Source organism: Methanolacinia petrolearia DSM 11571, from assembly GCF_000147875.1.
GTDB lineage: Archaea > Halobacteriota > Methanomicrobia > Methanomicrobiales > Methanomicrobiaceae > Methanolacinia > Methanolacinia petrolearia.
Genome location: NC_014507.1, coordinates 818,936 through 843,063, shown reverse-complemented (window position 1 = coordinate 843,063; position 24,128 = coordinate 818,936). Strand labels below are relative to the sequence as shown.

Annotated in this window: 29 protein-coding genes and 2 tRNA genes; 10 read left to right on the top strand and 21 right to left on the bottom strand. The window is 44.3% G+C overall.

Annotated elements, in window-relative coordinates; translation table 11 throughout:
- Window positions 1-140 precede the first annotated feature (140 nt).
- Window positions 141-1,259, top strand: a complete 1,119-nt coding sequence (locus tag MPET_RS04210) for a nicotinate phosphoribosyltransferase (protein ID WP_013328775.1) — start codon at window positions 141-143, stop codon at window positions 1,257-1,259.
- Window positions 1,260-1,280: 21 nt separating this feature from the next.
- On the opposite strand, the gene MPET_RS04205 is transcribed toward MPET_RS04210, so the two are convergent.
- The gene (locus MPET_RS04205; RefSeq protein ID WP_013328774.1) at window positions 1,281-1,778 is read right to left on the bottom strand and encodes a pentapeptide repeat-containing protein; all 498 of its coding nucleotides are present in this window, start codon (window positions 1,776-1,778) and stop codon (window positions 1,281-1,283) included.
- A 127-nt stretch (window positions 1,779-1,905) separates the two neighbouring features.
- Complete coding sequence (locus tag MPET_RS04200) at window positions 1,906-2,478, bottom strand: diacylglycerol/polyprenol kinase family protein (RefSeq protein WP_048130617.1); 573 nt, start codon at window positions 2,476-2,478, stop codon at window positions 1,906-1,908.
- 115 nt (window positions 2,479-2,593) lie between these two features.
- Here MPET_RS04200 and MPET_RS04195 point away from each other — a divergent pair.
- A tRNA-Ala gene (locus MPET_RS04195) sits at window positions 2,594-2,665 on the top strand.
- Between the two features lie 75 nt (window positions 2,666-2,740).
- On the opposite strand, the gene MPET_RS04190 is transcribed toward MPET_RS04195, so the two are convergent.
- Window positions 2,741-2,920, bottom strand: a complete 180-nt coding sequence (locus tag MPET_RS04190; protein WP_013328772.1) for a hypothetical protein — start codon at window positions 2,918-2,920, stop codon at window positions 2,741-2,743.
- Between the two features lie 212 nt (window positions 2,921-3,132).
- Here MPET_RS04190 and MPET_RS04185 point away from each other — a divergent pair, with 212 nt between their 5' ends.
- The 5 genes from MPET_RS04185 to MPET_RS04170 all read left to right on the top strand — a co-directional run bounded on the left by MPET_RS04185 (window position 3,133) and on the right by MPET_RS04170 (window position 5,184).
- Window positions 3,133-3,429 (top strand): nucleotidyltransferase family protein, encoded by a 297-nt coding sequence (locus MPET_RS04185; protein ID WP_225353849.1) that lies wholly within the window; start codon window positions 3,133-3,135, stop codon window positions 3,427-3,429.
- Window positions 3,416-3,544: a hypothetical protein gene (locus tag MPET_RS15585; RefSeq protein ID WP_263640444.1), complete on the top strand. Its 129-nt coding sequence runs from the start codon at window positions 3,416-3,418 to the stop codon at window positions 3,542-3,544. The genes MPET_RS04185 and MPET_RS15585 overlap by 14 nt, the downstream gene beginning before the upstream one ends.
- Window positions 3,545-3,559: 15 nt before the next feature.
- Window positions 3,560-3,763, top strand: a complete 204-nt coding sequence (locus tag MPET_RS15670; protein WP_394295954.1) for a HepT-like ribonuclease domain-containing protein — start codon at window positions 3,560-3,562, stop codon at window positions 3,761-3,763.
- Between the two features lie 183 nt (window positions 3,764-3,946).
- Window positions 3,947-4,519 (top strand): hypothetical protein, encoded by a 573-nt coding sequence (locus MPET_RS04175; protein WP_048130613.1) that lies wholly within the window; start codon window positions 3,947-3,949, stop codon window positions 4,517-4,519.
- 113 nt (window positions 4,520-4,632) lie between these two features.
- Complete coding sequence (locus MPET_RS04170; protein WP_013328769.1) at window positions 4,633-5,184, top strand: PGF-CTERM sorting domain-containing protein; 552 nt, start codon at window positions 4,633-4,635, stop codon at window positions 5,182-5,184.
- Between the two features lie 87 nt (window positions 5,185-5,271).
- On the opposite strand, the gene MPET_RS04165 is transcribed toward MPET_RS04170, so the two are convergent.
- Together MPET_RS04165 and MPET_RS15470 are read right to left on the bottom strand one after the other, a co-directional pair.
- The gene (locus tag MPET_RS04165; protein ID WP_263640446.1) at window positions 5,272-5,694 is read right to left on the bottom strand and encodes a transglutaminase-like domain-containing protein; all 423 of its coding nucleotides are present in this window, start codon (window positions 5,692-5,694) and stop codon (window positions 5,272-5,274) included.
- On the bottom strand, window positions 5,658-5,864 hold the full coding sequence (locus tag MPET_RS15470) for a hypothetical protein (RefSeq protein ID WP_225353848.1): 207 nt from the start codon (window positions 5,862-5,864) through the stop codon (window positions 5,658-5,660). Before MPET_RS15470 ends, MPET_RS04165 begins: the two co-directional genes overlap by 37 nt.
- 163 nt (window positions 5,865-6,027) lie before the next feature.
- Here MPET_RS15470 and MPET_RS04160 point away from each other — a divergent pair, with 163 nt between their 5' ends.
- A complete protein-coding gene (locus tag MPET_RS04160) occupies window positions 6,028-6,336 on the top strand; it encodes a hypothetical protein (protein WP_013328768.1) in 309 nt (102 codons plus the stop codon).
- Window positions 6,337-6,370: 34 nt separating this feature from the next.
- Here MPET_RS04160 and MPET_RS04155 read toward each other — a convergent pair whose 3' ends face one another.
- From MPET_RS04155 to MPET_RS04090, 13 genes are all read right to left on the bottom strand, one after another.
- A complete protein-coding gene (locus tag MPET_RS04155) occupies window positions 6,371-7,531 on the bottom strand; it encodes a serine/threonine-protein kinase (RefSeq protein ID WP_013328767.1) in 1,161 nt (386 codons plus the stop codon).
- Window positions 7,528-8,346 carry an FHA domain-containing protein gene (locus MPET_RS04150; protein WP_013328766.1) on the bottom strand — a complete coding sequence of 273 codons (819 nt, stop codon included), beginning with the start codon at window positions 8,344-8,346 and terminating at the stop codon, window positions 7,528-7,530. Before MPET_RS04150 ends, MPET_RS04155 begins: the two co-directional genes overlap by 4 nt.
- Window positions 8,347-8,430: 84 nt before the next feature.
- The gene (locus MPET_RS04145) at window positions 8,431-8,907 is read right to left on the bottom strand and encodes a DUF6790 family protein (protein ID WP_013328765.1); all 477 of its coding nucleotides are present in this window, start codon (window positions 8,905-8,907) and stop codon (window positions 8,431-8,433) included.
- A 658-nt stretch (window positions 8,908-9,565) separates the two neighbouring features.
- Window positions 9,566-10,009 (bottom strand): tetratricopeptide repeat protein, encoded by a 444-nt coding sequence (locus MPET_RS04140; RefSeq protein ID WP_013328764.1) that lies wholly within the window; start codon window positions 10,007-10,009, stop codon window positions 9,566-9,568.
- A 26-nt stretch (window positions 10,010-10,035) separates the two neighbouring features.
- Entirely contained in the window at window positions 10,036-10,503 is a 468-nt protein-coding gene (locus MPET_RS04135) for a hypothetical protein (protein WP_013328763.1), read from the bottom strand.
- A gap of 89 nt (window positions 10,504-10,592) precedes the next feature.
- Window positions 10,593-10,895 (bottom strand): acriflavin resistance protein, encoded by a 303-nt coding sequence (locus tag MPET_RS04130; RefSeq protein WP_013328762.1) that lies wholly within the window; start codon window positions 10,893-10,895, stop codon window positions 10,593-10,595.
- Window positions 10,896-11,581: 686 nt separating this feature from the next.
- Window positions 11,582-12,457 (bottom strand): hypothetical protein, encoded by an 876-nt coding sequence (locus MPET_RS04120; RefSeq protein ID WP_013328760.1) that lies wholly within the window; start codon window positions 12,455-12,457, stop codon window positions 11,582-11,584.
- A gap of 207 nt (window positions 12,458-12,664) precedes the next feature.
- Window positions 12,665-14,329 (bottom strand): hypothetical protein, encoded by a 1,665-nt coding sequence (locus MPET_RS04115; RefSeq protein ID WP_013328759.1) that lies wholly within the window; start codon window positions 14,327-14,329, stop codon window positions 12,665-12,667.
- A gap of 30 nt (window positions 14,330-14,359) precedes the next feature.
- Window positions 14,360-15,319 (bottom strand): hypothetical protein, encoded by a 960-nt coding sequence (locus MPET_RS04110; protein ID WP_013328758.1) that lies wholly within the window; start codon window positions 15,317-15,319, stop codon window positions 14,360-14,362.
- A 529-nt stretch (window positions 15,320-15,848) separates the two neighbouring features.
- Window positions 15,849-16,109, bottom strand: a complete 261-nt coding sequence (locus tag MPET_RS04105; RefSeq protein WP_048130606.1) for a winged helix-turn-helix transcriptional regulator — start codon at window positions 16,107-16,109, stop codon at window positions 15,849-15,851.
- Window positions 16,110-16,420: 311 nt separating this feature from the next.
- Window positions 16,421-17,368: a hypothetical protein gene (locus MPET_RS04100; protein WP_013328757.1), complete on the bottom strand. Its 948-nt coding sequence runs from the start codon at window positions 17,366-17,368 to the stop codon at window positions 16,421-16,423.
- Window positions 17,369-17,406: 38 nt separating this feature from the next.
- Window positions 17,407-18,696, bottom strand: a complete 1,290-nt coding sequence (locus MPET_RS04095) for a hypothetical protein (protein ID WP_013328756.1) — start codon at window positions 18,694-18,696, stop codon at window positions 17,407-17,409.
- 529 nt (window positions 18,697-19,225) lie between these two features.
- Window positions 19,226-19,675 carry a winged helix-turn-helix transcriptional regulator gene (locus MPET_RS04090; RefSeq protein WP_263640445.1) on the bottom strand — a complete coding sequence of 150 codons (450 nt, stop codon included), beginning with the start codon at window positions 19,673-19,675 and terminating at the stop codon, window positions 19,226-19,228.
- Here MPET_RS04090 and MPET_RS15465 point away from each other — a divergent pair.
- Complete coding sequence (locus tag MPET_RS15465; protein WP_225353892.1) at window positions 19,674-19,910, top strand: hypothetical protein; 237 nt, start codon at window positions 19,674-19,676, stop codon at window positions 19,908-19,910. The genes MPET_RS04090 and MPET_RS15465 overlap by 2 nt on opposite strands.
- Before the next feature lie 201 nt (window positions 19,911-20,111).
- Here MPET_RS15465 and MPET_RS04085 read toward each other — a convergent pair whose 3' ends face one another.
- The 3 genes from MPET_RS04085 to MPET_RS15105 form a co-directional block, all read right to left on the bottom strand.
- Entirely contained in the window at window positions 20,112-20,564 is a 453-nt protein-coding gene (locus MPET_RS04085) for a hypothetical protein (protein WP_225353847.1), read from the bottom strand.
- A 273-nt stretch (window positions 20,565-20,837) separates the two neighbouring features.
- Window positions 20,838-22,034, bottom strand: coding sequence for a bifunctional 5,6,7,8-tetrahydromethanopterin hydro-lyase/3-hexulose-6-phosphate synthase (locus MPET_RS04080; protein WP_013328753.1), 1,197 nt, complete (start codon window positions 22,032-22,034; stop codon window positions 20,838-20,840).
- 82 nt (window positions 22,035-22,116) lie between these two features.
- Window positions 22,117-22,308 (bottom strand) — tRNA-Trp (locus MPET_RS15105).
- Between the two features lie 115 nt (window positions 22,309-22,423).
- On the opposite strand from MPET_RS15105, the gene MPET_RS04075 reads away from it, so the two are divergent.
- Complete coding sequence (locus MPET_RS04075) at window positions 22,424-24,127, top strand: AMP-binding protein (protein WP_048130601.1); 1,704 nt, start codon at window positions 22,424-22,426, stop codon at window positions 24,125-24,127.
- Window position 24,128: the final 1 nt, after the last annotated feature.

Sequence of the window (24,128 nt, the reverse complement as noted above, 5' to 3'; positions counted from 1 at the left end):
TATGTCAATCATCTCATATCAATCCCGCCGCCCCAAAGCGGGTGCCCTTCCTGCCGAAGTGCGGAATGTTTTATGAGGATGTTTTGTGGTTCCTGAAAATTACAAAAAACTAATCTTTTCAATCGCCAATATACCAGTGAATGGGAATCTTTCATACTGTTGATGACAACGAGATAAAGTCAGGCGAAAATACCGATATATACTTCGTCAGGACATCAGACATCCTTGCCCTCGAGGGAAAGAACCCGGTAGTCACCGTTGAGATTACCGCCCAGAACCTGCCGGACGAATGGGGTGTCTTCTGCGGCCTGGACGACGCCCTCTCGCTTCTCGAAGGGCTTCCCGTAGATGTCTACGCAATGCCTGAGGGGAGTATCTTCTACCGCGGCGAGCCGGTGATCAGGATCTCCGGCCATTACCGTGATTTTGCGAAATACGAGACATCACTCCTGGGATTCATCTGCCACGCCTCGGGGATCGCGACATCTGCGGCGATAATAAAGGCCTGTGCAGCCCAGAGACCGGTATACTCGTTCGGTTCGAGAAGACAGCACCCGGCGATATCGCGGATGATAGAGAGATCGGCATGGGTCGGCGGAGTGGACGGTGCAAGCAGCACGAGTGCGCCGGCGGGAATTCCGCTCGCAGGGACGATGCCCCACGCCTTTGTCATGTGCTTTGAAAAGCCTCTCGACGCATGGCTCGCGTTCGATCGCCATGCTCCGGGCGACGTTCCCCGCGTGATGCTCTGCGATACATACTGTGACGAGAAGAGAGAGGCGCTCGATGCGGCAAAGGCTGGTGCTTCGGCGGTCCGCCTCGATACACCCTCATCGCGTAAAGGGGATATGAGGCAGATCCTCGAGGAGGTTCGCTGGGAGCTGGATATAAACGGATTTCCGGATGTCGGGATCTTTCTCTCCGGCGGGCTTACTGCCGACGACATCCTGAAGTACAGGGACATAGTGGATGCATTCGGTGTCGGCGGTTCGATCGCCAATGCACAGGTCATCGATTTTTCGCTCGATATCGTCGAGATAGAAGAGAAGATCTACTCGAAGAGAGGCAAGAAGAGCGGAGTCAAGGAGGTTTACGAGTTTGATAACGGCGACCACCTGCTCCTGCCGAAAGGAGTGACTCCGCCCGAAGATGCAAAACCGATGATTAAAATATTCATAAAAGACGGCCAGATTCTTACAAAGCCGGATATGCAGAAGTCGAGAGCCCGCGTGCTCTCTTCAATAGAAAATATGATATGATTTTATTTTTTTATTCTCTTTTCAGATCGTATAATTCCCTGTTACCCACCTAAGGTCAGTGCCCTCGATCAATGCATCCGTGAGGTCTGCACCGGAAAGGTCCGCTCCTCTCAGGTCTGCGTACCGCATATCGGCACCGATTAAGACTGCCCCCGAAAGATCTGCATAGTCGAATGCGGCGCCTACGAGATCAGCATCGGTAAGGTCAGCTCCCGTGAAGTCTGCAAGCGAGAATATACCGCCGTGAAGGTCTGCATTCCTGAGATCGGTCCCCTGGAAGACCGCTTTGTATGCATTTGCATCAGAAAGATCGGCGCCTTCGAGCATGACACCGCTGTAATCCATATAGGACATCTCTTTTAGGACTATCTCAACCTCTTCGGTATCGTCGGAAGTTGTGTTACAGCTGCACACTTCCCGGGAGTTGTATTCGATGAAGAACAATACGTTTCCTATCGCGGATATTATCAGGAATATTAAGAGGATTATTGTAACTTTTAAAAGGGTCCGCTCATGCATAATTTATCACTTTGATCATAGCTTTTTTTTAATATATAGTTATACTTGAGGATACGAATCCGGAACTAATTGCAATCGGCCGATAAAAATATTGGATATATCTGGCTGGAGGAATCCGGCAGAAAACCTACAGGATCATGACCCCTGCCAAAAGCCAGAGCAGAACTCCGGTTACTACCGGAATCGTCAGGTTGTCGTCGACCGGAGACACAAGCTCCGTTACTCCCGCGGCTGTCGCCAGTATTATTGCATTCAGCGGTCCGGTAAAGAACAGCATGATTACAAAACCTGCGCCGATCCCGCAGAGCGTTCCTTCGAGTGTCTTTTTCCCGAAGATCTTTCTTCTCCCGAAGTTTATCCCGGCAATCGTTGTAGCGCTGTCGAGAACCGAGAGCATCACTATGGCGATGATCGTGATTGTACTCCCGAAGAATGCGAGGCAGAACAGAGTCGCGATAAAGAAATATATCGTGCCTTTTCCCGGGAAGGTATCTTTTCGCTCGAGTTTTTCGATGAGGAAGGAAAACAGCGGGACTTTTATCCCCCGGTCCACAGCATCGGCGATAAGGACCCCGACGAATACTACGGCGATTAATGTCAATGTTGCATAAGCTTCGTTGATGAACTGAACATAGTATATAAACCCGGCAATGACAAGGCCGAAGAGCATATGCGCAAACTGCCTGTAGATCTCTTTCACGAATAGTTGTCTCCGGCGGGAAACTAATAATTTATGGGACGACGTCATTTCCGGGGAGAAAGAAAACATAACTATATTTATCCTGCAAAATCCAATATATTCAGGCAGTTGTTTTGGGCTGATAGATCAGGGGAAGATCGCTACCTTGGCATGGTAGAGGCCGCGGGTTCAATTCCCGCTCAGTCCACTTTTTTGTACTTTTTGTCCAAAAAAGTCACCTGATATTGAAAAGTGGTTAGCATCAGCTTTTCGGGAAAAAGGGTCAGGCGCCATATTTACTGTTTTTTACAACTTCATCTAATTCCTTATTCACTCTCTTTGTAATAGCTTTGACCCTTGAATCCATTAGTTCACGCTCTAAGGTTTTGCTTATTGCTTCATCACCTTCCCTGAGGTAAAGCAGATCTTCATATAATTCATCAGATATTTCTATGGTTTTCATTTGATCTTTTATCTGTTGCCCCGAATCAAATATTTTTTTGCGGACGATACAATCGTTATTATTTTCAACCAATACATTCGTGATCGTTTCACCATCGTTTGCTATAGAATATAATTGACATCGCAGGATTTTAGATAATTATTATAACACTTCATAAAGTAACTATTCAGTACCAGATTCAGATGGAACCAGAAAGCGCATTTCCGGATCTCTTGAAATACGATAAAAATTTCGAAGAATTGTGCCGTAAATATAAAGTATCCGAGATGTTTATCTTCGGATCTGCAATTCGTTCCGATTTTGATCCTGAAAAAAGCGACATTGACATTATGGTTTCATTTAGGAAAATGACACCAGCTGAACATGCCGATTCATATTTCGGCCTTTTGGAAGAGCTTGAAAAGTATTTTGGCTGCAATATCGATCTCCTTGAAAAAGAGGCTGTCAAAAACCCTTATCTCAAGAAAAATATTGACGAGTCAGGAGTAATGGTCTATGCCTCAGCATGAACCTGAAAAATATCTCCATGACATTGAAGAGTCGGCTGGAAACATACAAAAATTTGTATTAGGAAAATCTTTCGAAGACTACGAGTCTGATCTCATGCTCAAATCTGCAATTTAAAGGCAGTTTGAAAAAATAAGAGAGGCATTAAAGCAGCTTTTTGAAATAAACCCTCAATATAAAGAATGGATTACGAACCCCTCCAGAATCATATCTTTTAGAAACCGGCTTATTCACGGATATGCGAGCATCTCCGACGAGGTCGTATGGGGGGTTATAGAAAAGGATTTGCCCCTTCTCAAATCAGAAATAAAAACACTTCTTGAAAGACAAAAATAATAATTCAAATCCAACACTCAGAATAATTCTTAAAACACAAAAACTGATTTCATGCAGAATTTGTTTTGAGTTCACAAACCGACAGAAGAATCGACATTTGTCACATTAGACTTTTTTATAATCAGATAAATAACAGGAAATATGAATCAAAACCGGTTAATTTTACCTATTTTTATTTTATTTTTGCTTATATCAGCCGTATCTGCAGCAACACCAGTAAAAGAAACAACAATTGATGGTGATTATCCATGGATCAGGGTCGATATGACCGGTGGCCATGAACACTACGTTGGCGAGCAGTTCACAATTTCAGGAACCACAAACCTCCCTATAGGTTATTCTCTTATCTTTGAGACAATGTCTATGTCATACTCACCGGGCGCATCAAATGCCGGAGAATATTCCGGCCAGTCTGAGATCCTCAAAGTCGTAAAGGGAGACCCCTACAACAAATGGTCCGTTGATATCGATACATCAACCTTCGAACCCGACGAATACATTGTAAACGTTGAATCAGTCGAGACCACTTCAACAGCAACAACATCATTCGACCTGCTGGAAAAAGGTGCGACGGCAACGGCAATTAAAACCACCACTCCAACCATAACCGTATCATCCCCGACATCTTCTGCAACAGCAGTAACAACGACAAGCACTCAAGCCCCGCCGGCGACGACAGCAGCACCAGGATTCGGGGCACTCGCCTCATTGATCGCACTGGGAACGGCAGCCGCACTCTTCCTCATGAAGAAATGATTTCATAATTTTTTTCAAATTTCGCGCCGGAGTTATGTCAGAATTAATAAATCGACACAAGAGTAGTCATTTGACCACTATATTTTATTATATCCTAACAAAAAACTTGAAACATGAATACAAAAAACCGTTTAATCATATTCGTATTCATTTTCTTTTTGCTTGCATCCTCTGTATCTGCAGTAGTGACAACAAAAGAAACAACAACCGATGGTGATGATCCGTGGATACGGATCACTGCGAACAGTTATTACTACACCAGTAATCAGTTCACAATTTCAGGAACCACGAATCTCCCTGTGGACGATAACCTCATCGTTGAAATAGTGTCCACGTCATTCTCAACGGGAAAGAAATCAGAGGGCGAAGAGTACAGCGGACTGTCGGAGGTGGTCAAAGTTGTTGAAGGTGATTCAGACAACAAATGGTCCATAAACGTCGATCCATCAGGGTTCATACCTGATGAATACGATGTCAGAATTGAATCCGTAGAAAGAGATTCAACAGCGGCGACAACATTCGAATTACTGGGGGAAGTTACGGCAAGTAAAACTTCAACCGCTACCTTAACCCCGCCGACGACGACAACAACACCTGGATTCGGGGCACTCGTCTCATTGATCGCACTGGGAACGGCAGCCGCACTCTTCCTCAGGAAGGAATAAATTTACCATTTTTTTAATCTGTTTGCAGGTTTCTCAGACAGGTGACAAGAGAAAATAACACATGAAAGCCATCGTCCAAGATAAAAATCATATTCCCGGATATACATTAGGTATCGTTTTTGAAGACTCCAGCATCTTCATGATATGCATCTGCGGCGAAGCATAGATCCCGTACCAGAAATATTCATCATACTCTTTGCGGCACGGAAAAGCAAGGACCGGCTCACCCGGTGAAAACTGTGCATTCACTCCCTCTTTATTGCCGCGGGCATCAAGGAAGATCCAGTGATCGTCGGGAAAAATCGCATTGTAGCAGTGCACGCAGTAACCATGAGAATCATCGTCTGCGAGTGTTAAGTGCTGGTAGCAGAATCCCGCCGGAATCTCAGCACTCCTGAGAAAGGCAGCAAGAAGATTTGCCTTCGCATGGCATATTCCGGTTCCAGCCGAAAGGACATCCGACGCCTTCGCCGTTACCACTGAAGCGTTGATATCAAAGCTGTGCGGGATCTCGTCACGGACGAATTCATATGCGATCTCCGCTTTTTCGACAGGACAATTTTTTCGACAGGACTATTCACCCCTGAAAAGAGCTCTTCCGCCTTCGCCCTGACATTTGGGGAAGAAAAATCCACGTAAGGGTGCTCTTCGAGAAAACGATCCATTCCTCCGCCATTCATAATTTCATATATGGAACCGGTCGGTTCATATAATAAACCGACTGCATTTTGCCAATATAAAAGGAAAACGGGCCATAGTATAATTTGCAGAAACCGGAGAAGAACGCTGCCTGATATCAGTGCACAAGATTTCCCGTTTCTAATATTAAAGGAGATGAAAAAGATGAAGAGAAAGATTGTATTAATCGCAGGCCTCGTGCTCCTTGCGGTGGCACTGGTGGCAATGCCTGCAAGTGCAGGTTATAACCAGGGAGGAAACACCGGCGGATGCCACGGGGCACATGCATACTCCCAGGACTGTGCCCAATATTCGTATGTTAACGGCCAGTGCACCGGAAATTCATGCCAGATTGCTGAAAACTATTGCTTCCGGAATTCCGGGGAATATTGCCTGAACAACAGCACATGCACCCTTAACGGGACAGGATACGGTTCCGGAAACGCCAACTCAGGCAACTGCCCCTGCATCTGAGAAGCAAAAAAGATCAATTTTCTATTTTTTTCCGTCAGTTCAGGACCGTATTCCCTGAGATAGACAACAATTCAGATAAAAGCTCCTCTGCACTGCCGTATCTTTCCCCGGGATCTTTCCTGATGCATTTTAAAACCACAGCACCGAGCCTTTCATCCTTTATGCAGTCCTGAAGGTAAGTATTCGAGTCCTTCCCGAAATTTATATCAAAGGCCGTCTTCCCGCAGACCATCCGTATTATAAGCATCCCTACCTGGAATATGTCGGTCCTTTCCGTGCAGCCGGGAACCCCGGGAGAAACCTGTTCAGGTGCGGCAAAAGCAGGAGTATAACCGTGAAATTCTGTTCCGCCTCCAGTTTTGGATCTCCCCACCCCCCAGTCGGTAATCTTCGGGGTGAAATCATCATCGATCAGGATATTGGCCGGTTTTATATCGCAGTGGATTATTCCTTTTTTATGGGCGTAGGAGAGACCCCTTAAAACTCCGACTGCAACCTGGATCGCTACATCTCTGTCCACCGGTTTTTCTATCGTCTCAAGTGAATCGGGGACATATTCCATCTCGACATAGGGGACAGGAAAGACATTGACAGATTTCAGGGAGACAATATTCGGGTGGGCGAGCTCCTCCCAGATCTTTACCTCCTGGAGGAACACTTTGCCGGATCTCTCGTCTCTCTTCGTGGGGATCTTTACAGCCACCGTCTCACTCGTCTCCTTCGACTTCGCGGAGTAGACGGACGACAACCCGCCCTTTCCTATAAGAACAGGGTCAGAATACTTTTCATTAAGTTCTGCGGGGAAATCAGCCGCAAAAACTTTTTCATTCCCCCCGGCAATTCCGCAGGAATAATTCTCATCTGGAGTTGCGGGGCATGCCTCTTCATCGCCGGGCTTTTCATGCCTGCGTCTTATGAAAACAACATAGAGGATAACGAGGACAAGAACGATCACAACCGCAAAGAGACCGTAGATTAACGGCAGTATTGCCTGAATGCCTGAACCGGAACCTGCTGCAGACATCCCCGGCATTTCATATGACTCATTCTCATCGTCATGACCCATTCCCATAGAGTGATCATTCATCGACGACTGGCTGCCGTAAGCTGCCTGAACCGGAATAAAAACTATGGAAAGCATGATCAATATTAGCAAAGCCGGCAACGTTCCGGTGAGAAAACGATCTTTATTCATATCTCATCACCACTACTGAGGTTATTTTCATCAGCAGTATCCGAATTCTTCTTCAGGTGGAAGACAAACGAAGCCATACCTTCACCGGCCCCGAGTTCGATCATGTCCCCGTCTGAAAGAACGGTTCTAACGGACTTTCCAATCAATTTGCCGTTTACCGAGGTCCCGCCCGTACTTCCTTCATCCATGATGCACCATACACCGTCTTCCAGGATTATTACGGCGTGCGGTTTCGAAATCCTTGTAACGCCCCTGTAATCGTCATCCAGGACTATGTCATTCTCCTCGTCAAAAATTCCCTTTGCAGACGGGTCATACCTCCCGAGTCTAACCGTATTCTTTCTGACCGTGTAGACCCTGCCGTCATCCGTCCCCCCGAGAAGAACAAGAACAGGCATATCCGATGATATTTCATCATCAATCATCTTCCTGATCTCTACGAGCCGGCTTGCAAGTTCGGGATTTTTAATCTCCATATTACAGAAACTGCCGACATTCCGTGCAATAAGTTCAAGGCCGCCCGGAATCGTTGAATACTTCCAGACCGCATGTATACCCTTTGAAGTAGGCTTTCCGACACCGGCATCTTTTCTGATCAATCCGATTTTAAGAAGTTTATTGAGGTGTTTTTTCGTGTTTTCGTAGCTCGTCCCGATCTCATTCGAGATCTCCCGGATGTCCTTCGGATTTTTTTCGATTATCTTTAATATCTTCAGCCTTGTCGGATTCCCAAGTACGCTCAGGTAATCCGAGAGCCTCTCGTAAAACAGCGGCGTGTCATCGTTCAGTATCGTCCTGTAGAGATCTTCGGGCATAGGTCATTGGATTATAGTTTTTTTATATTATTACATCTGCGGTATATTTGATATACCGGGTTCCGGCAGTAACGATCGCCCGCGTCAGGTCACAGACATCAGAATCCAGAGAGCGATCAGCACGACAGGCATCAGGATATCGAATGCGACAACAGCCCCTGTGTTATACTCGGCTGCATTTTCATTCTTTCTTTGTTCGTATATATGCCCAAAGCCAGCCCCTGCCGAGAATATTGAATACATAACGATCACCGCAAGCCAGAAACCGTCCTTTAAGAAAAAGCACAGCACACCCGCAATCCCGATCCCGAGGTTCGTAAATGCGATCTCACGCTGGAACGGATTTCCTTTGGGCCACCCAATCTTTTCGGCAATCCCATCCGCTTTGAAAAAATGGCCGGAGAAAGCGATTATTCCAGTGACTCCTACCCCGATTACAAGGAGCCAGAAAAGGAAAGCATATACAACGTTATGAATGTTCATCGTTCCGGTCAGCAGCAGGCTGATTATCGCGACCAATACGCTGAGAATAAGCATCATCGCCCAGATACTGATCTTCATCAGTTAATCTTCCATATTAATCCTATATTGAATTTACCTGAAATCCGCAGTATAATAAAAAGGAAATTTCAGGTTACGCAGGTTAACCATTGGAGACTAATAGTAAGTTATATAAAACATAATGTAAAATATATTTTACAAGGTGTGGAGAACAACACAGGAGTTGCATCCCACCTTGCAAGAGGAGAATCAGATGAGGAAAACGAAAGACCGCAAAGAGAAACCCGACCAGATTCTCCTGCGGACCTTCGTCTACCCGGTGCATCTTTCCGGTAATCCGTAAAGAAGGGAAAGGATCTCCGCCAAATCCCTGCAGGCAACCATAAATGACCCCCCACGAATGCTGCCTGACCCAGGAAGGCGGAACACTCTTTCCCGGTTCACCGAGACCGGACGATGCAAAAGGATGAACCAGTGCTTCAGTAATGAAATACTGCAGTGATTAAGAAAAGATGTTTGATCCAAAAAACAAACTTACCCAAAAGAATCGATTAACAGACAAACCAGACCAGAAAATACAGACCAGACCGAAATCAGAAACATATAGATGCAGCAATAAACGAAATCACCATGACATTCATAATATCAGGGGGAAAGAACGGAATCCCCCGTTCCAATCTTCCTCCAAAAAATATTTTTTAACTGAAATTTTCTTAGTTCAGTCTCTGACAAAATACCGCAGATCTTTCTCGACAAGCGGTTTAAAATCAGGATTCAGTTCTACCGCTTTTTGAAAACACTCTTTGGCTTCGTCATATCTCTTCAGGTTTAACAGAGAGAATCCCTTCTCGTAATAGACGAATCCAAATTCGGGATCGAGTCCGATTGCGGTATCGTAATATTCGAGTGCTCCTTCATGATTCCCTCCCGAAGCTGCACATGCCATTCCTTTTAATGTCCACTCAAAGGGATTTTCAGGATTATACAGGTATTTATCAGGGTTTTCCTCATGCTGACTGTACCACTGCTGGTGAGTCAGATTGTCATCCGATATTCGCGTGCCCCCGCCAGTGGGGAGCATTACCCCGGTGCATCCCGCTGACATAACGACGACTGAAGCCACCAGGCATACAAGAGCCGTATTGATGTACCTTTCTTTCATTCTTCAACCACTCGCCGGGTGTTTTATCAGTCCTTAAACGTGATCCCGCACGCTTCCGGATTCAGGCAACCTCTTTTCACTTTCCATTCGAAAATAAGGATTAATGCAATAATGATAAGAAATCCTCCTGCGTCGACGAGCATATACGAAATCCCGGACTCCATCAAAAAGAGCCAGATCACGACAAACCAGATTGCAAATCCGAATAAAACGCCTTTCAGGGCGATCAAACTGCGGGCTGCTTCAACACCCCCGAGTTTCCTGTAATACAACAGGTAAACTCCCAGACTTACAAAGAACGGAATGAGCCCTATGTTTATCCACGAGATCAGGAGATTGTTTGCCATATTCTGACCCGGAAAAAACATTCCTTCGATAAAGATAACGACTGCAAGCCATATGATACATAAAAGCAGCCCGAAAACGGGACCCATTATCCGGTCTGTCTTGTCCGGTTCCATGTTTATATCCGATTTAATATCCGGTTCACTCATTTATTTCACCCACCACTCTCTTACATACGAATACAATTGCAATTATACGGCTGCCATCCCGCTCTTAATAAAAATCAGGACACATTCGATTATTTTTTCGCAATGCTCTCTGTGAGAGCCTTAATCTCACCTGTCTCTTCCCTCATGCCATCAACCGAATTTTTTAATGATCGGAGATCAGATGCCATTTGCCGGTTTAGTTTCCCGAATGACCTTATATAGTCTGAGAATTTTTTCAGGATTATCAAAACCATGACGATTACGACAAGAAACCAGATTAAGGAGAAAACCAGTCCCCACTGGAATGTTGCTGCACCGTAGAGAACGACAATGAAACACAGGATAATCAGTACTATCAGACCGTTCCTTTCCGCTGCCTGAAATTTAATCATGCAATCCTTCCGTAATATGATTGAATAGGGAGTGTTCATGCATAAGTTATTCGTATCGCTCTTTCAACTGCATTCACCTGTCAAAAACCGGAAAAAGGAGATAATTTGGGACTTGTGTGATCTTAGGGTGTTCATAACTCCTTTTCCGGTCTTCATGCGGGGACAAAGATCCCCGGATTTCTGGCAACCGGCATCAGGCACCATAATCAGTACGATGCCGGCAAAGATGAAGTTGAATGCGTTTATCGGAGATCAGTAAGGAGATACTCAGGCACCGGATTGATTTATCCGGCTTCTCTTCCAATAAAGTCTCCACATGGTTGTATTTAGGAAAGGTAAGAATGGAGGATCACTCCTCCATCCGCCCCCCAATTGAAAATAGGCATTAACTCTTTAATAATAACTTTCACCATGCTCTTGAACAATGAAATATAATGATCGGAAAAAAACGTCATACAGAAGGATTTCAATTATCGATATTACAAATAACGATAAATTTCTCTTTATTGAATCAATTGTCAGCCGTATGCCGCAAAATTTTTCTTTGCGCTGTTGAACTTCAGAAGATACCTGCAGCAAACACTCAGTAATTTCTGAGTAATTCCGGAAAAAAAGACGAATAATTATTGAATTGCCTATTTTTGAACCTGCAACGATATATCCCCCGTCCGGGGCGTGGCAACGGTTCACCCTGCGGATAAGATGGTGGCTGTAGACAACAGTACTGCAAGAGCAAATCCTAATACAAAGACTGAAACTTCAATCCATCTTTCGGAAAATTTCGATCTAAGATAATAGACAGACGCAGCCGAAACCAGCGAAACCGCAAGGACGGGAAGAATCCATAACGGAAAAATGTTCCGTACACAGGGAAGAGAAGCAAGGAACGGCCAGGGCAGAATGGAAATGAGTGCCGCGAATATCATAACTACCAAAACCTGAATATCAGGTATTTTATGAACTCCCTTATGCAGTTCATTAAAGGATATGAACATTAATGCCGAAAGCGACGCAGCAGCCACAGGAACGGCGAACCAGATAATTCCGGGGATCAAGAGCAGCAGGGGGATTAAAAGACGCCTCTCGTGTTTAAAATTCTCATAATATCTTCTTAGAAATACCAGAAGGGCCGTTGTCGAGAGCGAAAGAATGAGAGGGCCGAGAAAATCCCCGATATTCCACAGGCCTGGGTATACGAAATCACACATGTACCATGTTGTTCGGAAATCTGCAGGATAAGTAAGGGCGACTAAAAAAACTGCCGGCAGGATGTCTTTTTTGTCCAGATATCCCCTGAAGACTATAACAGGCGATATCATTACAAGAACTGCTCCTGTAACACTGACCGCGGAGCCCGTGAGTCCTCCGGCAGGAAAAACAGGAATTGCGAGAAGTAAAAAACCCCCGGCAATCCCTATAAAAAGTTGAATCCTCTCATCTTTGATCCGTGTTAATACCAGGTATACAAGGACCGAAAGCGCTGCAAAGACAATGGATGTCAAAATGAGAGAGTTCATTACGAAATCCAAAAGCCCGTTTGAAATCCCTACTACAAAATCCATTTTAACTCCAAAAATTATCAGGTTCGGGCCGTGTATAAACGGCTATTACATCATTACCATATGTAATATGATAACTTGTAGTTGTATTCAATTCATCATTAATATTAACTAGTCTGTTGAACTATCGGGGCAACCGATTGCAGTTACCGGATGGTTACCGTAAGCTGGATGACCCGAAAAAAAAAGATAATTATTGAATTGCCTCTTTTAAGAACCTGCAACGATATATCCTCCGTCCGGGGTGGGATTCACAGAGAAAACCTGCCTGATACCCGATACATTCTCCGGGTATTGGATAATGAAAAACTTCTCCGATCCGTCCGCCTCTGTTACATTCACCCGGACCCCGTTTCCTTCAACCGGTTCCGCCTCGTATTTCCTGTAAAGTATAAAATCATGGTCATATGAATCTGCCTGTGACGAGAGGAATTTTTGGATCAGGACATTTCCTTCTTTGTCGAGAATGTACTCCCGTTCACCTTCGCCACGTAAACGTACCTCGATAGTTCCGTTGTCGAGAGGCTCTATCGAATAGACTTTACCGTCGATATTTTCGATGAATCTCGTCTTCCAGAGATAATTCCCCTGGAGATCGAGAGCAACGATCATATCACCGCTCTGTTCGGGATCGGAACATGCCGAATCGGGATCGTAACAGCCGGCATAGCAGTCTAAGAGGATATATCCTTCCGGTGACATTACAGCTCTTCTGCAATTGGTGAAATCCTTCTCTTTCTTTTCCCAAAGGGTATTTCCTTCACTGTCTGCGCAGAGAATCCAACCGTCGAACTTCCAACCGTCGGCGCCATCCTCGTTCACTTCGCCAACCAGGAGATATCCGCCGTCGGGTAAGGCTATGCTGTCAACAATATGTTTCTTGTGAGGGTAGTAACGATGCCACAGTTCGTTTCCATCTTCGTCAAGCCGGATAACGATTCCGTTGAGCATTATTATGGTATATTCATCTCCTGTTTGAAGTGCCCTTTTGATATCTTGAAGATCTACTTCGGGATAGGCGGAAACGCTCCGGTTGATATCCCAGATAACGCTGCCGTTGTTGTCGAATTTCATCGCCCTAAGATTTCGGTTTTTTTCACCGAGAAAGAACATCCCGGCCATGATATAACCGCCATCGTTCGAAGAACATACTTCCTGCTGGTAGTCACTATAACCGTTTACTACAGTCTGCCATTCGGTGGTCCCGTTTGCGTCGACTTTCGAGATCACGGAGTCCCCGACTATTATCGGAGCAGGTGTGGAGACGGACGAAACCAGGAAGGAAAAGAACACAGACACAACAAGAGGACCGAATAATAAAACAACGGCAAATGCCACCAGCCCGAGAATAAATAACTTTGCCACCAGATAATTGTCCTGTTTCCCGTTTTCAGGTGTAGATATTTCAGGTTCGGCCGCAACGGGTTCAGGTTTCTTTTCATCCTTATTACCTTCGTCCGATTCTCCCTCCGGTTCATAGAACCGTGCGGCGATGAAGTGGACGACCAGGACAAACAGGAGGATCACCATCAGCACCGCATTAAATGTGTTGAACGAATTCACTCCCCCGCTAAGCTCCCGAACAGTTGCCGACGAATCGATAAACCTGAAACTGAAATATAAGATCGACAAAAGGGCGATCACAGAAACTCTTCTAGGGTACCTGAAGAGAAGAAAGGCCAGAATACCAGGAACAAGGAAATAAACGAACAACAGAATTCCTGCATCCGGACCATCAAGCTTCATGCCGAAGAACCAGGCTTCCCAGTTGAGGATGAATACAAAAAGATACATGAACGAACTTAAAACCAAAACAACCAACAGAATATAATAAAACGCCTGATCGAGACTTTTTGCCGTTCCCTCAAGATTCATAAGATATTATCTCCTCTTCAAAAAAAAAAATTAGTAGACATAATATGTATGTTTTCCCATGTTTGAATTCCGGTCAGTAAGACTCATGGCATGATTCCATACATTGCTAATATAAATCTCATCACCGATGCTCCATTCTGTTGTTAATGCGCCATGTTGGCCAACAGTAAAGGCAAAAGTTAATCCATTATCATAATCGTTGCCAAATTCAATATATCGGTGATTATGATCATCCGGGTCATATATAAAGAATCCCTGAAGATCGTTAAGTGTCCCGTACATGATCAAACGCAATGCATCGTAATCATCATCTAAGCCAAAATTAGGGGCATCCTCATCAGCAAAAAGACATTCATAGAGATCCTTTCCTTCGTACACGGTATCAACAGATACAGATAACAGATTGTTTCCTCCATTGATCTGATAGGGTAATCCAGCTCCATCTAAACCTATACCTCCAGTTCTGTCAACTGTAACCTGAATAAGGGTCAATGAGAGGGGTAACCGACTTTTTTCTGCCTGGGTCAATGAATCTCCCGAGATAATAGTAAGATCTCTAAAGTCTTCATCTTTCACTCCTAATTTTTTCTTGAATTCATCCCAGGAGACTCTTTCGATGTGTTCTTGGACGATGATCTTTTTTAGATCTTCACGTTCACTCAATGATAGTTTATTTCCTGTTCCTTTATCAAGAGAATCAATGATCAAGTCCAGATTTTTCTGGTATTTCTTTATCAGTTCTTCTGAATATTTCTCCGAATTAAAATCTGTTTTTGCTAATCCGTCGGTTGTAACCGTTTTTGCCATTGTACTTTCAATTTCTGCATTAATAGGTTCAAATAACTCGACAATGCTTTGATCATCGATTTTTTGAGCATTTGATGCAGCACTAACCACAGGAACGAACATCGCTCCTGCAAGTGCTATTACCAAAAGCAGGTTCAAAACCTGCATTGCTTTCTTCGCTTTCATTTTTTCACCTACATTCATAAATTAGAACCCGAAAAAAAGAAGAAAATTGGACTTGTGTGATCTTGTGGTTTCCTGAGACTTCTTCGAGATTCCGGGTTCAGGTGGGGGATTAATCCCTGAACAGAACAACCGGTATGCAAAACTTAATCTGCATTGATGTCGACAAAGATGAATGCCGGTCCTATTTGCCGGCGGACGATCGGGGAGAGAAAGGAACGAAGTTGACTCCTCTGACTTTTCTTCCCTAATGTCTTCAACTGGTTAATAATCCAGGAAAGGTTCGGGTGGAAGATCACTCCTCCACCTTAGACCCCCAATTGAAAATGGAGCTAGCTCTTTAATAAAAACTTTCACCATGCTCTTGAACAATGAAATATAATGATCGAAAAAAAACGTCATACTGAAGTATTTCAATTTTTGATATTATGTATAACGATAAATTTCTCTTTATTGCATCAATAAACAACCATATTCCATAGAATTTTCTTCGCGCTTTCAACCTGAAAAGTATTACCTGCAGGAAATCATTCAATTCAGGCAATGATTCTCAGACAGAAAATCCGTAATTTTCCCTCAATTCTTCGGGAAGGTTTTTGACAATAACCTTCTCAAGTCCCGATCTTATATAATAATGCCTCGCCGTTCCCGATTTCCGGCAGGAAAGGAGACCTGCACTTTCAATTTTTCCTACATGCCAGCTCACTGCACTTTTTGAAATCCCCAGTTCGTCTTTCAGGTCTACGTTTCTTATGCCCGGATATTTCGTTATGAGTGCAAGAATCTTCAGCTGAGTAGGATTATGGCTCATACTGATGATCTTTCTTTCAAGTCCGGAGAATGTGCCATGATTGGGAAAGACTCTCTTTGAGTTATCGGTATTTTCAATGATAATATAATTGTCCTAGCCATATAAATTCTGTTCAACACTTCAGTTGATCATCCAGTTCGCTCTTGTTCCATAGTGTATATAGGTACTGAGTTCTTAGGGAGAGTCGCCAGTGTGAAATAGCTATGATCAAAAATTCATGAAATCTGCAGGATTGTCTTCACTAACAAAGAAGTAGATAAAATATCAGTGAAGGGATGTACACCTCCAACGGGGATCTTTCATGGGATTCTCTATACACTAAGTAGGTTTATCGTTGAATTACTGACATCAACATGAATCTCACAATAACCTTCCCAATCCCCGAGACTAGTAATCACAAAATGCAACTCCCCGACATCAGTTGGTACCGGCTCAAAGTCCCATAATAGCACGATGGTCTCATCAACGACTCTATACCCAGTACATGTGAATTCTTTCTCCGGCCCGTCATCTATCCGGTAGTACCCTAAGGGATTAAGACCTGCCGGAGGCGTGGGTAAGGGAGTATTTGTTTGATCTGTTGTCCTGAAGAATGAATTATCAACGGAATGCAGAACGATATATATCGTTGAAACAGTAGGAGTAAACGTGATATTTTCAAGAGTAACAAGATATCCATTTAATTTTTCTGAGTGGTGGACAAAGATCTCCCCTTCAATGGCCCCCTGCGGGTACTCTATAATTACACTCGCGATATCGGCCCCTTCAGGAAAGATCACTTTTTTTGCACCGTTTTCATAGTAAGAGACATCTGATACTTTCACAAGATAAATTCCCGGGTCCGCTCCATCTCCGTCAGAGTCACGCTGGTCCCATTTCAAAATGTAATCGATACTCTCGCCAGGTTCCAGTGTTATTGTATCACTGCCACAAGGATAGTTACGTACAATACCCGATGTAGGGTTACTAAGTATTATCTCAGGCGGAAATGAATCGATTACAACCGGGTCTTCATCTGTATTTCTAAATGTAATATCGACCTCAACCGTTTCACCCGACAGGAAAGAAGGTTTTATTGAAGAGGCATTAATGAATAAGGAAGGTGGCCGGGCGATTGTTGATGGCGGTGTTTGTACAGAATATTCGTTACCGGGACTATTAGGAGCCTCATCAAAAACACATCCAGAGAAAAATACAGTCGCTCCAATAAGCAGCCCGATAAAGATCCAAACTTTTATTCTATTTATGTTAATTACCATCCTACTCTTCCTTTTTAAAAAAATAATGTTTTGATGATTCAATAATCACTACCCGCAATGTGCCGGGTGTTAATTCTACCAGAACCATCCCACCCTGCTCTTATATAGACATATTGATCATCAGCAGGGTCATAACCATTCCAATTAAACGTAATTTGTGGACTATGCCAATCTCCATTTGCATAAGTCCAGTCATCCCTTATTGGATTCGTCTCTGTTTTGAAATATTCTGATATACTACCCACAGTATCAACTTCAGTTGAACCTACAAGCCAATTAACTCTTGTGGCAGGATTATCACGATCATTATAGGAATTCTGGTACCATGTATCCGTGGATGTATCTCTTAACCATAAATCATAATAGCCATCATCCATATATAAACGGTATTCGATCTGCTGAAGAGTTCCAGTTACATTCACTAACAGCCAGTTCCATGGAGTTACCCATGAATCTTCATCATATATTGCTGTCCATACATAGGAATTTCCACTATCAGTAAAATCTGATATAAATTCAATTATGTCTCCATCCCTATCAAGGTAAATTTCTCTTTCGTTATAATTTCTAAAAGTTTCTCCCTGATTAGAATAAGATGTTGGATCGATACTACCTGTAACTGTCACAACATTAAAGCTTCTATTTCCATAGTACCAAGCTCTTGCATATCTATTGATATCCTTGGTATTACCGGATTTAAGATTATACAAATTACTGGTACCTGACATGGAAGTTGATAATTGATCATTCATTGAACTAATTTCATTATCTTTACAATTTCTGTCCATTTCCATTTCATCAATATTTGAGTAAAACTTAAACATCTCTATCGGGTAGGACAATGTAATTTCATTAGGATTGGCGTTTTTGTTATCAAGCTTTAACATCTTTTTTGGTACCCGAAGTAAGACAATAGCCTCTTTCTCATTCACTGGAGAATCCTTCAGCCAACTTTCGGGAATTGTGATTCGAACAATTTCTGAACGCTTATCTTCATCGTTCTGTAAAAGCCACGCTTCTGAAACAATTAACTCTGCAATTTCGGATTCTGGTAATGGGGGAGTAGGCGTGAGAGTTTTCATGCATTCCTTTTCTTCTTCATAGGACAATTTATCCATGATGTTTGGTTGAAAATCCGGCAGATCTGTAGAACTTTCTTCAACCATTGAAGCCGTCTCATTATATTTTTTTTCTTCTGGTACATTTGGTGTTGTGGGATCTACCGCACTTACAATGGGTACTATCACAGCAACCGAAAGTACCAAAATCATTAACAGGCTCAAAGCCTGCATTCCTTTCTTCGCTTTCATTTTTTCACCTACATTCATAAATTAGAACCCGAAAAAAAGAAGAAAATTGGACTTGTGTGATCTTGTGGTTTCCTGAGACTTCTTCGAGATTCCGGGTTCAGGTGGGGGATTAATCCCTGAACAGAACAACCGGTATGCAAACCTTAATCTGCATTGATGTCGACAAAGATGAATGCCGGTCTTATTTGCCGGCGGACGATCGGGGAGAGAAAGGAACGAAGTTGACTCCTCTGACTTTTCTTCCCTAATGTCTTCAACTGGTTAATAATCCAGGAAAGGTTCAGGTGGAGGAACACTCCTCCACCTTAGACCCCCAATTGAAAATGGAGCTAGCTCATTAATAAAAACTTTCACCATGCTCTTGAACAAAGAAATCTAATGATCGAAAAAAAACGTCATACTGAAGGATTTCAATTTTTGATATTATGTGTAACGATAAATTTCTTTTTATTACATCAATAACCAGCCATATTCCATAGAATTTTCTTCGCGCTCTCAACCTGAAAAATATTACCTGCATGAAATCATTCTATTCAGACAATAAACTTCAGACAGAAAATCCATAATTTTCCCTTAGGTCTTCGGGAAGATTTTTGACGATGACCTTCTCAAGTCCCGATCTTACATAATAATGCTTTGCAGTTCCCGATTTCCGGCAGGAAAGGAGACCAGCACTTCTGATTTTGCCGACATGCCAGCTAACTGCGCTTTTTGAAATCCCCAGTTCGTCTTTCAGGTCTACGTTCCTGATGCCCGGATATTTCGTTATGAGTGCGAGAATCTTCAGCTGCGTGGGATTATGGCTCATGCTGATGATCTTTCTCTCAAGTCCGGAGAAAGTGCCGTGATTAGGAAAGACTCTCCTTGAATTGTCTGTATTCTCTATGACGATATAATCTCCCTGGCTGAGGCGTTTTATATGATAGCGAAGACTGTTGCGCTTGATATTCATCGCCAATGCGATCTCCTCGAAACATTTCCCGGGATTTTCACAAATGTACTCCAGTATCTCCTTTCTCTTTTTGTTTTCGAGAATCGACCCGATCCTTCCCGCAAGTGGCGGGAAAAATTTAATGGCGGCTAAGAAGCCGCCGATTAGGGCAATAAAAAAGGAGATTTTTATCGACAGGGGAAGATCCCAAAATGAAACATATTCTTTAAATCCTGAGGCATATGAATTCTGCCCCACATCCCCACCAGGAGTGACTGTATACTCACATGAACCTATATGAACACATAAAGTTATGAAAAAAAAGATCAAAAAAGGTATTTTCAAGCACAAGTTCATAATAATATTTTCATAGAGAGACAGATATAATAATCTTCCTCATTTTTTTTTCATAGCTTAAAAAATATAATTAAAATTCTAAAGTAAAATATCAGGAAGGGGGTTATCTTCCTGCAAAATTTTTGTTCTAATATTCCATGTGTAATTATATTGTATAGTCCTCCGTACCTGTGACATCGTATCCATATACCTCACAATACCAAGTTCCTTCCGCAATGCCATTATTATTGTTGATGTTCAGTTCTATTCTTCCATTGTTAGATCCATCGAAACTGTCATAATAATATCCAAACGTATAGCCATCTGGAGAATAGACTTTCAGTCTTAAGGAATCAGTTACATCTCCCCAGTTAAGATCAACGTGAAACTGTGTATAATATCCACTGATATCTGTTGAGAACCAGTCTGTTTCTCCTTGGGTAATTGTCGCATAAACACTCTTGACCTGTGGATAATTAATTCCTGTGACGTCCGGTACAGTTACGGTATAACCACCCATGTCGATCTTTTTGGTATCAAAAAGATCCATTGATGCCGAAGCACACGATACGAGCATAGCCAAAGCTATCACTATTAGAAAAATTCCAAATTTTTTCATCGCTTTCACCATAGACCCCGGAGGGCCTATAATTGATACTATGAAAAAATGAGTAGAAAAATACTTTCACCATGCTCTTGAACAATCAGTTCTTTGTTCAGCCTGACGGTGATAAACTTTATATAAAACATACCCATCTCGCGAATAAATGCAGAAGTTATAATAATATTCTTTCACCATGCCCTTGAACAATTTTCATCCCAAAAACATACGCCCGCAGTAAAAGGAAAAAAATAAAAAAAACTGATTCGAAAAAAAGATGTAAAAAAAGTTTCAGAAATCGGTCATGATCCTGAACTGATCGATCTCAGGATTATTGATCTCTTCTATGAACTGCTCGGCCGCGTTCTTGATATTCTTGCTCGCAGTGATTGCACGTCCGACGACGACGATGTCTGCGCCCGACTTGAGTGCGGTCTGGACGACATGTTGCCTGATTCCGCCCGCAGTTGCGACAATGAGCTTTCCGCCTGCAGCTTTCTTGATCGCCGGGATATCTCCCCAGTTGTATTCGTCTCCCTCGGTGTCGATTGCACGGTGCATCTCGACGATATCGGGAACAGCTCCCTTCTTTGCAAGCTCCTTGATAAGATCTGCAGGTTTTGCAACGTTAAGCATATCGATGATCGAGTAGATTCCTGTCTTCCTTGCTTCAAGGATGAACTTCTCGATGGTAGATATAGGTGCAAGACCGGAAACCACGACAGCGTCGGCGGATGCGTTTGCTGCCATCCTTGCCTCGAGGTTTCCGGTGTCGAGAGTCTTTAAGTCGGCAATGATGAATGCATCGGGGCGGATCTTCCTGATCTCGTCGATTACCGCAAGACCGAACTGCTTAATAGTCGGCGTTCCCGCCTCGATAAGAACATGGTCGTTCTTCGGGACTTCTTCGAGAACCTTTCTGACAGCATTCATATCCACGAGGTCAAGTGCAACCTGCAGGTAAGGAGGGTTCCAGAGCCTCTGGACCTTGAATCCCATAACCGCATGTCCGGCACGATCCTTCTCGTTCATGAGCGTCGCCTTGTCAGGGAACATGTCAAGCGCACGTTTGATTGCGAGCTTGGTCGACCCGTAGTTGTAGCGGTATATACGGTTGTAGTCCCTTGCCTCGGGGTGCAGGAATGCACTTGCAAGAATAACAATATCCTCGGGGTCGTATCCGCATCCTTCAAAGACGCCCTCTTCGTACGAATCTGCGACAGCCTTCGCAATTGCAGCCTGAACCGCTCCGAACATCGCATTTACCTGGCCCTCGGTCTTCAGGGTAACCTTCGGAATAATGAGCGTTGCAGGCTTTGTAAGCAGATTCGGCCTGATTACCGCAAGAAGCGGAGTGTGGCCGGGAGCCAGCTGGGATGCTGCGTTTGCAAAAGCCATTCCTACAGGGCCCATCTTGTCTCCAATTAAAAGATCTATGTGCGCAAGTTCTGCGCCTTCTCCTTCTAGTGCTTCACCAATCAAATACATGGAATATTTCCTTCCTGCCTAAATTATTGTTTTAATGGTAAAAATAGATGCTCACACCACTTGTGTAGATGTCAAAAATCAGTGGGGTCGGTGAGATTTGAACTCACGATCGACGGGTCTCTCCGAACATGCGTTTGAGCGCGATTAAGAGAAATCAAGGTTTTGCATCAGCGCTCCAACGGATCATCACTAGGTTTCCCTTCAGCAGACCCATTGTTCATCATACGCAAAGACCGCTGGAGCCCGTCGCCATGCCGGACTAGGCCACGACCCCGGTTAAGCCATCAATATAAGGTCATATTCTAATTTAATTATTTGGTTTTAACCCGGATTTATAAATCTGCAATCCACATCAAATATATTTCGTTATAAATTCAACATTTCCGGATATGGCTATGATAAGCTACGCAAGCGGAACATCCAGCGAACCCCTCATCGGTGAGACCGTCGGCGAGATGCTGGAGAGAATATGCGCAACTTATCCGGATAATGAAGCGCTGGTCTCCGTTCAACAAAATATCAGATGGACTTACAGGGAATTTCTGGAAAAGGTTGAGGATATTGCATGCAGCCTGATGGCTCTCGACGTCAACAAAGGCGACAGGGTCGCCATATGGGCGATGAACTACGCCGAATGGACGCTTCTGCAGTTTGCAACCGCGAAATGCGGCGCGATAATGGTGAACATCAACCCGGCCTACAGGACGTTCGAACTCGAATACGCCTTAAAGCAGGCCGAGATCCACACAATATTCCTCCAGGGAAGATTCAAGACTTCCGATTACGTGGGAATGTTCTACGAGGCGTGCCCGGAAGCAGTGGAGGCAAGGCCGGGAAAGAAGATCAGCACCGAGAAGTATCCTTTCTTAAGAAACGTCGTCTTCATGGGGGACGTTCCATACAACGGTATGTACACGTGGAACGAGTTCATGGGCAAGGGTGCAAACATCAGCAGAGACGAACTCAAAGAGCGCGAAATGCACCTGACATTCGACGACCCGATCAACATCCAGTATACGAGCGGAACGACAGGGTACCCGAAGGGCGTCGTCCTTACCCACCACAATGTAGTGAACAACGGCTATACGATCGGAAACGGAATGAAGTTCACCGAGAAGGACAGGCTCTGCATCCCGGTCCCGTTCTACCACTGCTTCGGGATGGTCCTCTCGAACTTCGCCTGCGTCACGCACGGCTCCACGATGGTCCTCCCTTCCCCCGCCTTCGACGCGGAGACGGTGCTGAAGACGATCGACGAGGAGAAATGCACGGCTGTCCATGGCGTTCCGACGATGTTCATCGCCGAGCTCAAGCACCCGAACTTCAACAAATACAGGTATGATACTCTTAGGACCGGCATCATGGCAGGATCGCCCTGCCCGATCGAGGTCATGCGTGCGGTAAACCAAAAGATGCACATGACCGACATCGTCATCGTCTACGGCCAGACCGAGACTTCGCCGGGCGTAACCATGACTACAACCAACGACCCCCTTGAAAAGAGAGTAGCTACAGTTGGAAGAGTCTTCCCGCATGTCGAACTCAAGATCGTCGACCCGGTGACGCAGAAGATCGTCTCCCGCGGTGAACCGGGCGAGATCTGTGCACGCGGTTACGTGGTGATGAAGTGTTATTACAACAACCCGAGTGCAACCAGGCAGACCATAGACTCGGACCGCTGGAACCATACCGGCGACCTCGGGATCATGGACGACGACGGATATTTCCGTATCGTCGGAAGGCTCAAGGAGATGGTCATCCGCGGAGGGGAGAATATCTACCCGCGTGAGATAGAGGAGTTCCTCCACACCAACCCGAAGATCGAGGACGTCTACATCATCGGAGTTCCCGACGAGAAGTACGGCGAGGAACTCATGGCGTGGGTCAAGGTGAAGGACAACCAGCAGTTGACCGGAGACGAGATCAAAGAGTTCTGCAACGGAAAGATCGCGAGATACAAGATCCCGAGATATTATAAATTCGTCGACGACTTCCCTATGACGGTTGCAGGAAAGATCAGGAAACATGAGATGCAGGAGATCTCGATAAAGGAACTTGGTCTTGAGAAAGAAGCGGAGATCGAGACGGCCTGAT

Excerpts from the sequence above, each read along its gene's own strand:
- MPET_RS04110 (WP_013328758.1), bottom strand. The coding sequence starts at position 15,319 with ATGAATGTAGGTGAAAAAATGAAAGCGAAGAAAGCAATGCAGGTTTTG.
- MPET_RS15585 (WP_263640444.1), top strand. The coding sequence starts at position 3,416 with ATGCCTCAGCATGAACCTGAAAAATATCTCCATGACATTGAAGAGTCG.
- MPET_RS04120 (WP_013328760.1), bottom strand. The coding sequence starts at position 12,457 with ATGGATTTTGTAGTAGGGATTTCAAACGGGCTTTTGGATTTCGTAATG.
- MPET_RS04135 (WP_013328763.1), bottom strand. The coding sequence starts at position 10,503 with ATGAGTGAACCGGATATTAAATCGGATATAAACATGGAACCGGACAAG.
- MPET_RS04080 (WP_013328753.1), bottom strand. The coding sequence starts at position 22,034 with ATGTATTTGATTGGTGAAGCACTAGAAGGAGAAGGCGCAGAACTTGCG.
- MPET_RS04145 (WP_013328765.1), bottom strand. The coding sequence starts at position 8,907 with ATGAAGATCAGTATCTGGGCGATGATGCTTATTCTCAGCGTATTGGTC.
- MPET_RS15470 (WP_225353848.1), bottom strand. The coding sequence starts at position 5,864 with ATGAATGGCGGAGGAATGGATCGTTTTCTCGAAGAGCACCCTTACGTG.
- MPET_RS04160 (WP_013328768.1), top strand. The coding sequence starts at position 6,028 with ATGAAGAGAAAGATTGTATTAATCGCAGGCCTCGTGCTCCTTGCGGTG.
- MPET_RS04130 (WP_013328762.1), bottom strand. The coding sequence starts at position 10,895 with ATGATTAAATTTCAGGCAGCGGAAAGGAACGGTCTGATAGTACTGATT.
- MPET_RS04170 (WP_013328769.1), top strand. The coding sequence starts at position 4,633 with ATGAATACAAAAAACCGTTTAATCATATTCGTATTCATTTTCTTTTTG.
- MPET_RS15465 (WP_225353892.1), top strand. The coding sequence starts at position 19,674 with ATGTACTCCAGTATCTCCTTTCTCTTTTTGTTTTCGAGAATCGACCCG.
- MPET_RS04150 (WP_013328766.1), bottom strand. The coding sequence starts at position 8,346 with ATGCCCGAAGATCTCTACAGGACGATACTGAACGATGACACGCCGCTG.
- MPET_RS04105 (WP_048130606.1), bottom strand. The coding sequence starts at position 16,109 with ATGAGCCATAATCCTACTCAGCTGAAGATTCTTGCACTCATAACGAAA.
- MPET_RS04210 (WP_013328775.1), top strand. The coding sequence starts at position 141 with ATGGGAATCTTTCATACTGTTGATGACAACGAGATAAAGTCAGGCGAA.
- MPET_RS04190 (WP_013328772.1), bottom strand. The coding sequence starts at position 2,920 with ATGAAAACCATAGAAATATCTGATGAATTATATGAAGATCTGCTTTAC.
- MPET_RS04085 (WP_225353847.1), bottom strand. The coding sequence starts at position 20,564 with ATGAAAAAATTTGGAATTTTTCTAATAGTGATAGCTTTGGCTATGCTC.
- MPET_RS04140 (WP_013328764.1), bottom strand. The coding sequence starts at position 10,009 with ATGAAAGAAAGGTACATCAATACGGCTCTTGTATGCCTGGTGGCTTCA.
- MPET_RS04075 (WP_048130601.1), top strand. The coding sequence starts at position 22,424 with ATGGCTATGATAAGCTACGCAAGCGGAACATCCAGCGAACCCCTCATC.
- MPET_RS04155 (WP_013328767.1), bottom strand. The coding sequence starts at position 7,531 with ATGAATAAAGATCGTTTTCTCACCGGAACGTTGCCGGCTTTGCTAATA.
- MPET_RS04100 (WP_013328757.1), bottom strand. The coding sequence starts at position 17,368 with ATGGTAATTAACATAAATAGAATAAAAGTTTGGATCTTTATCGGGCTG.
- MPET_RS04115 (WP_013328759.1), bottom strand. The coding sequence starts at position 14,329 with ATGAATCTTGAGGGAACGGCAAAAAGTCTCGATCAGGCGTTTTATTAT.
- MPET_RS04205 (WP_013328774.1), bottom strand. The coding sequence starts at position 1,778 with ATGCATGAGCGGACCCTTTTAAAAGTTACAATAATCCTCTTAATATTC.
- MPET_RS04095 (WP_013328756.1), bottom strand. The coding sequence starts at position 18,696 with ATGAATGTAGGTGAAAAAATGAAAGCGAAGAAAGGAATGCAGGCTTTG.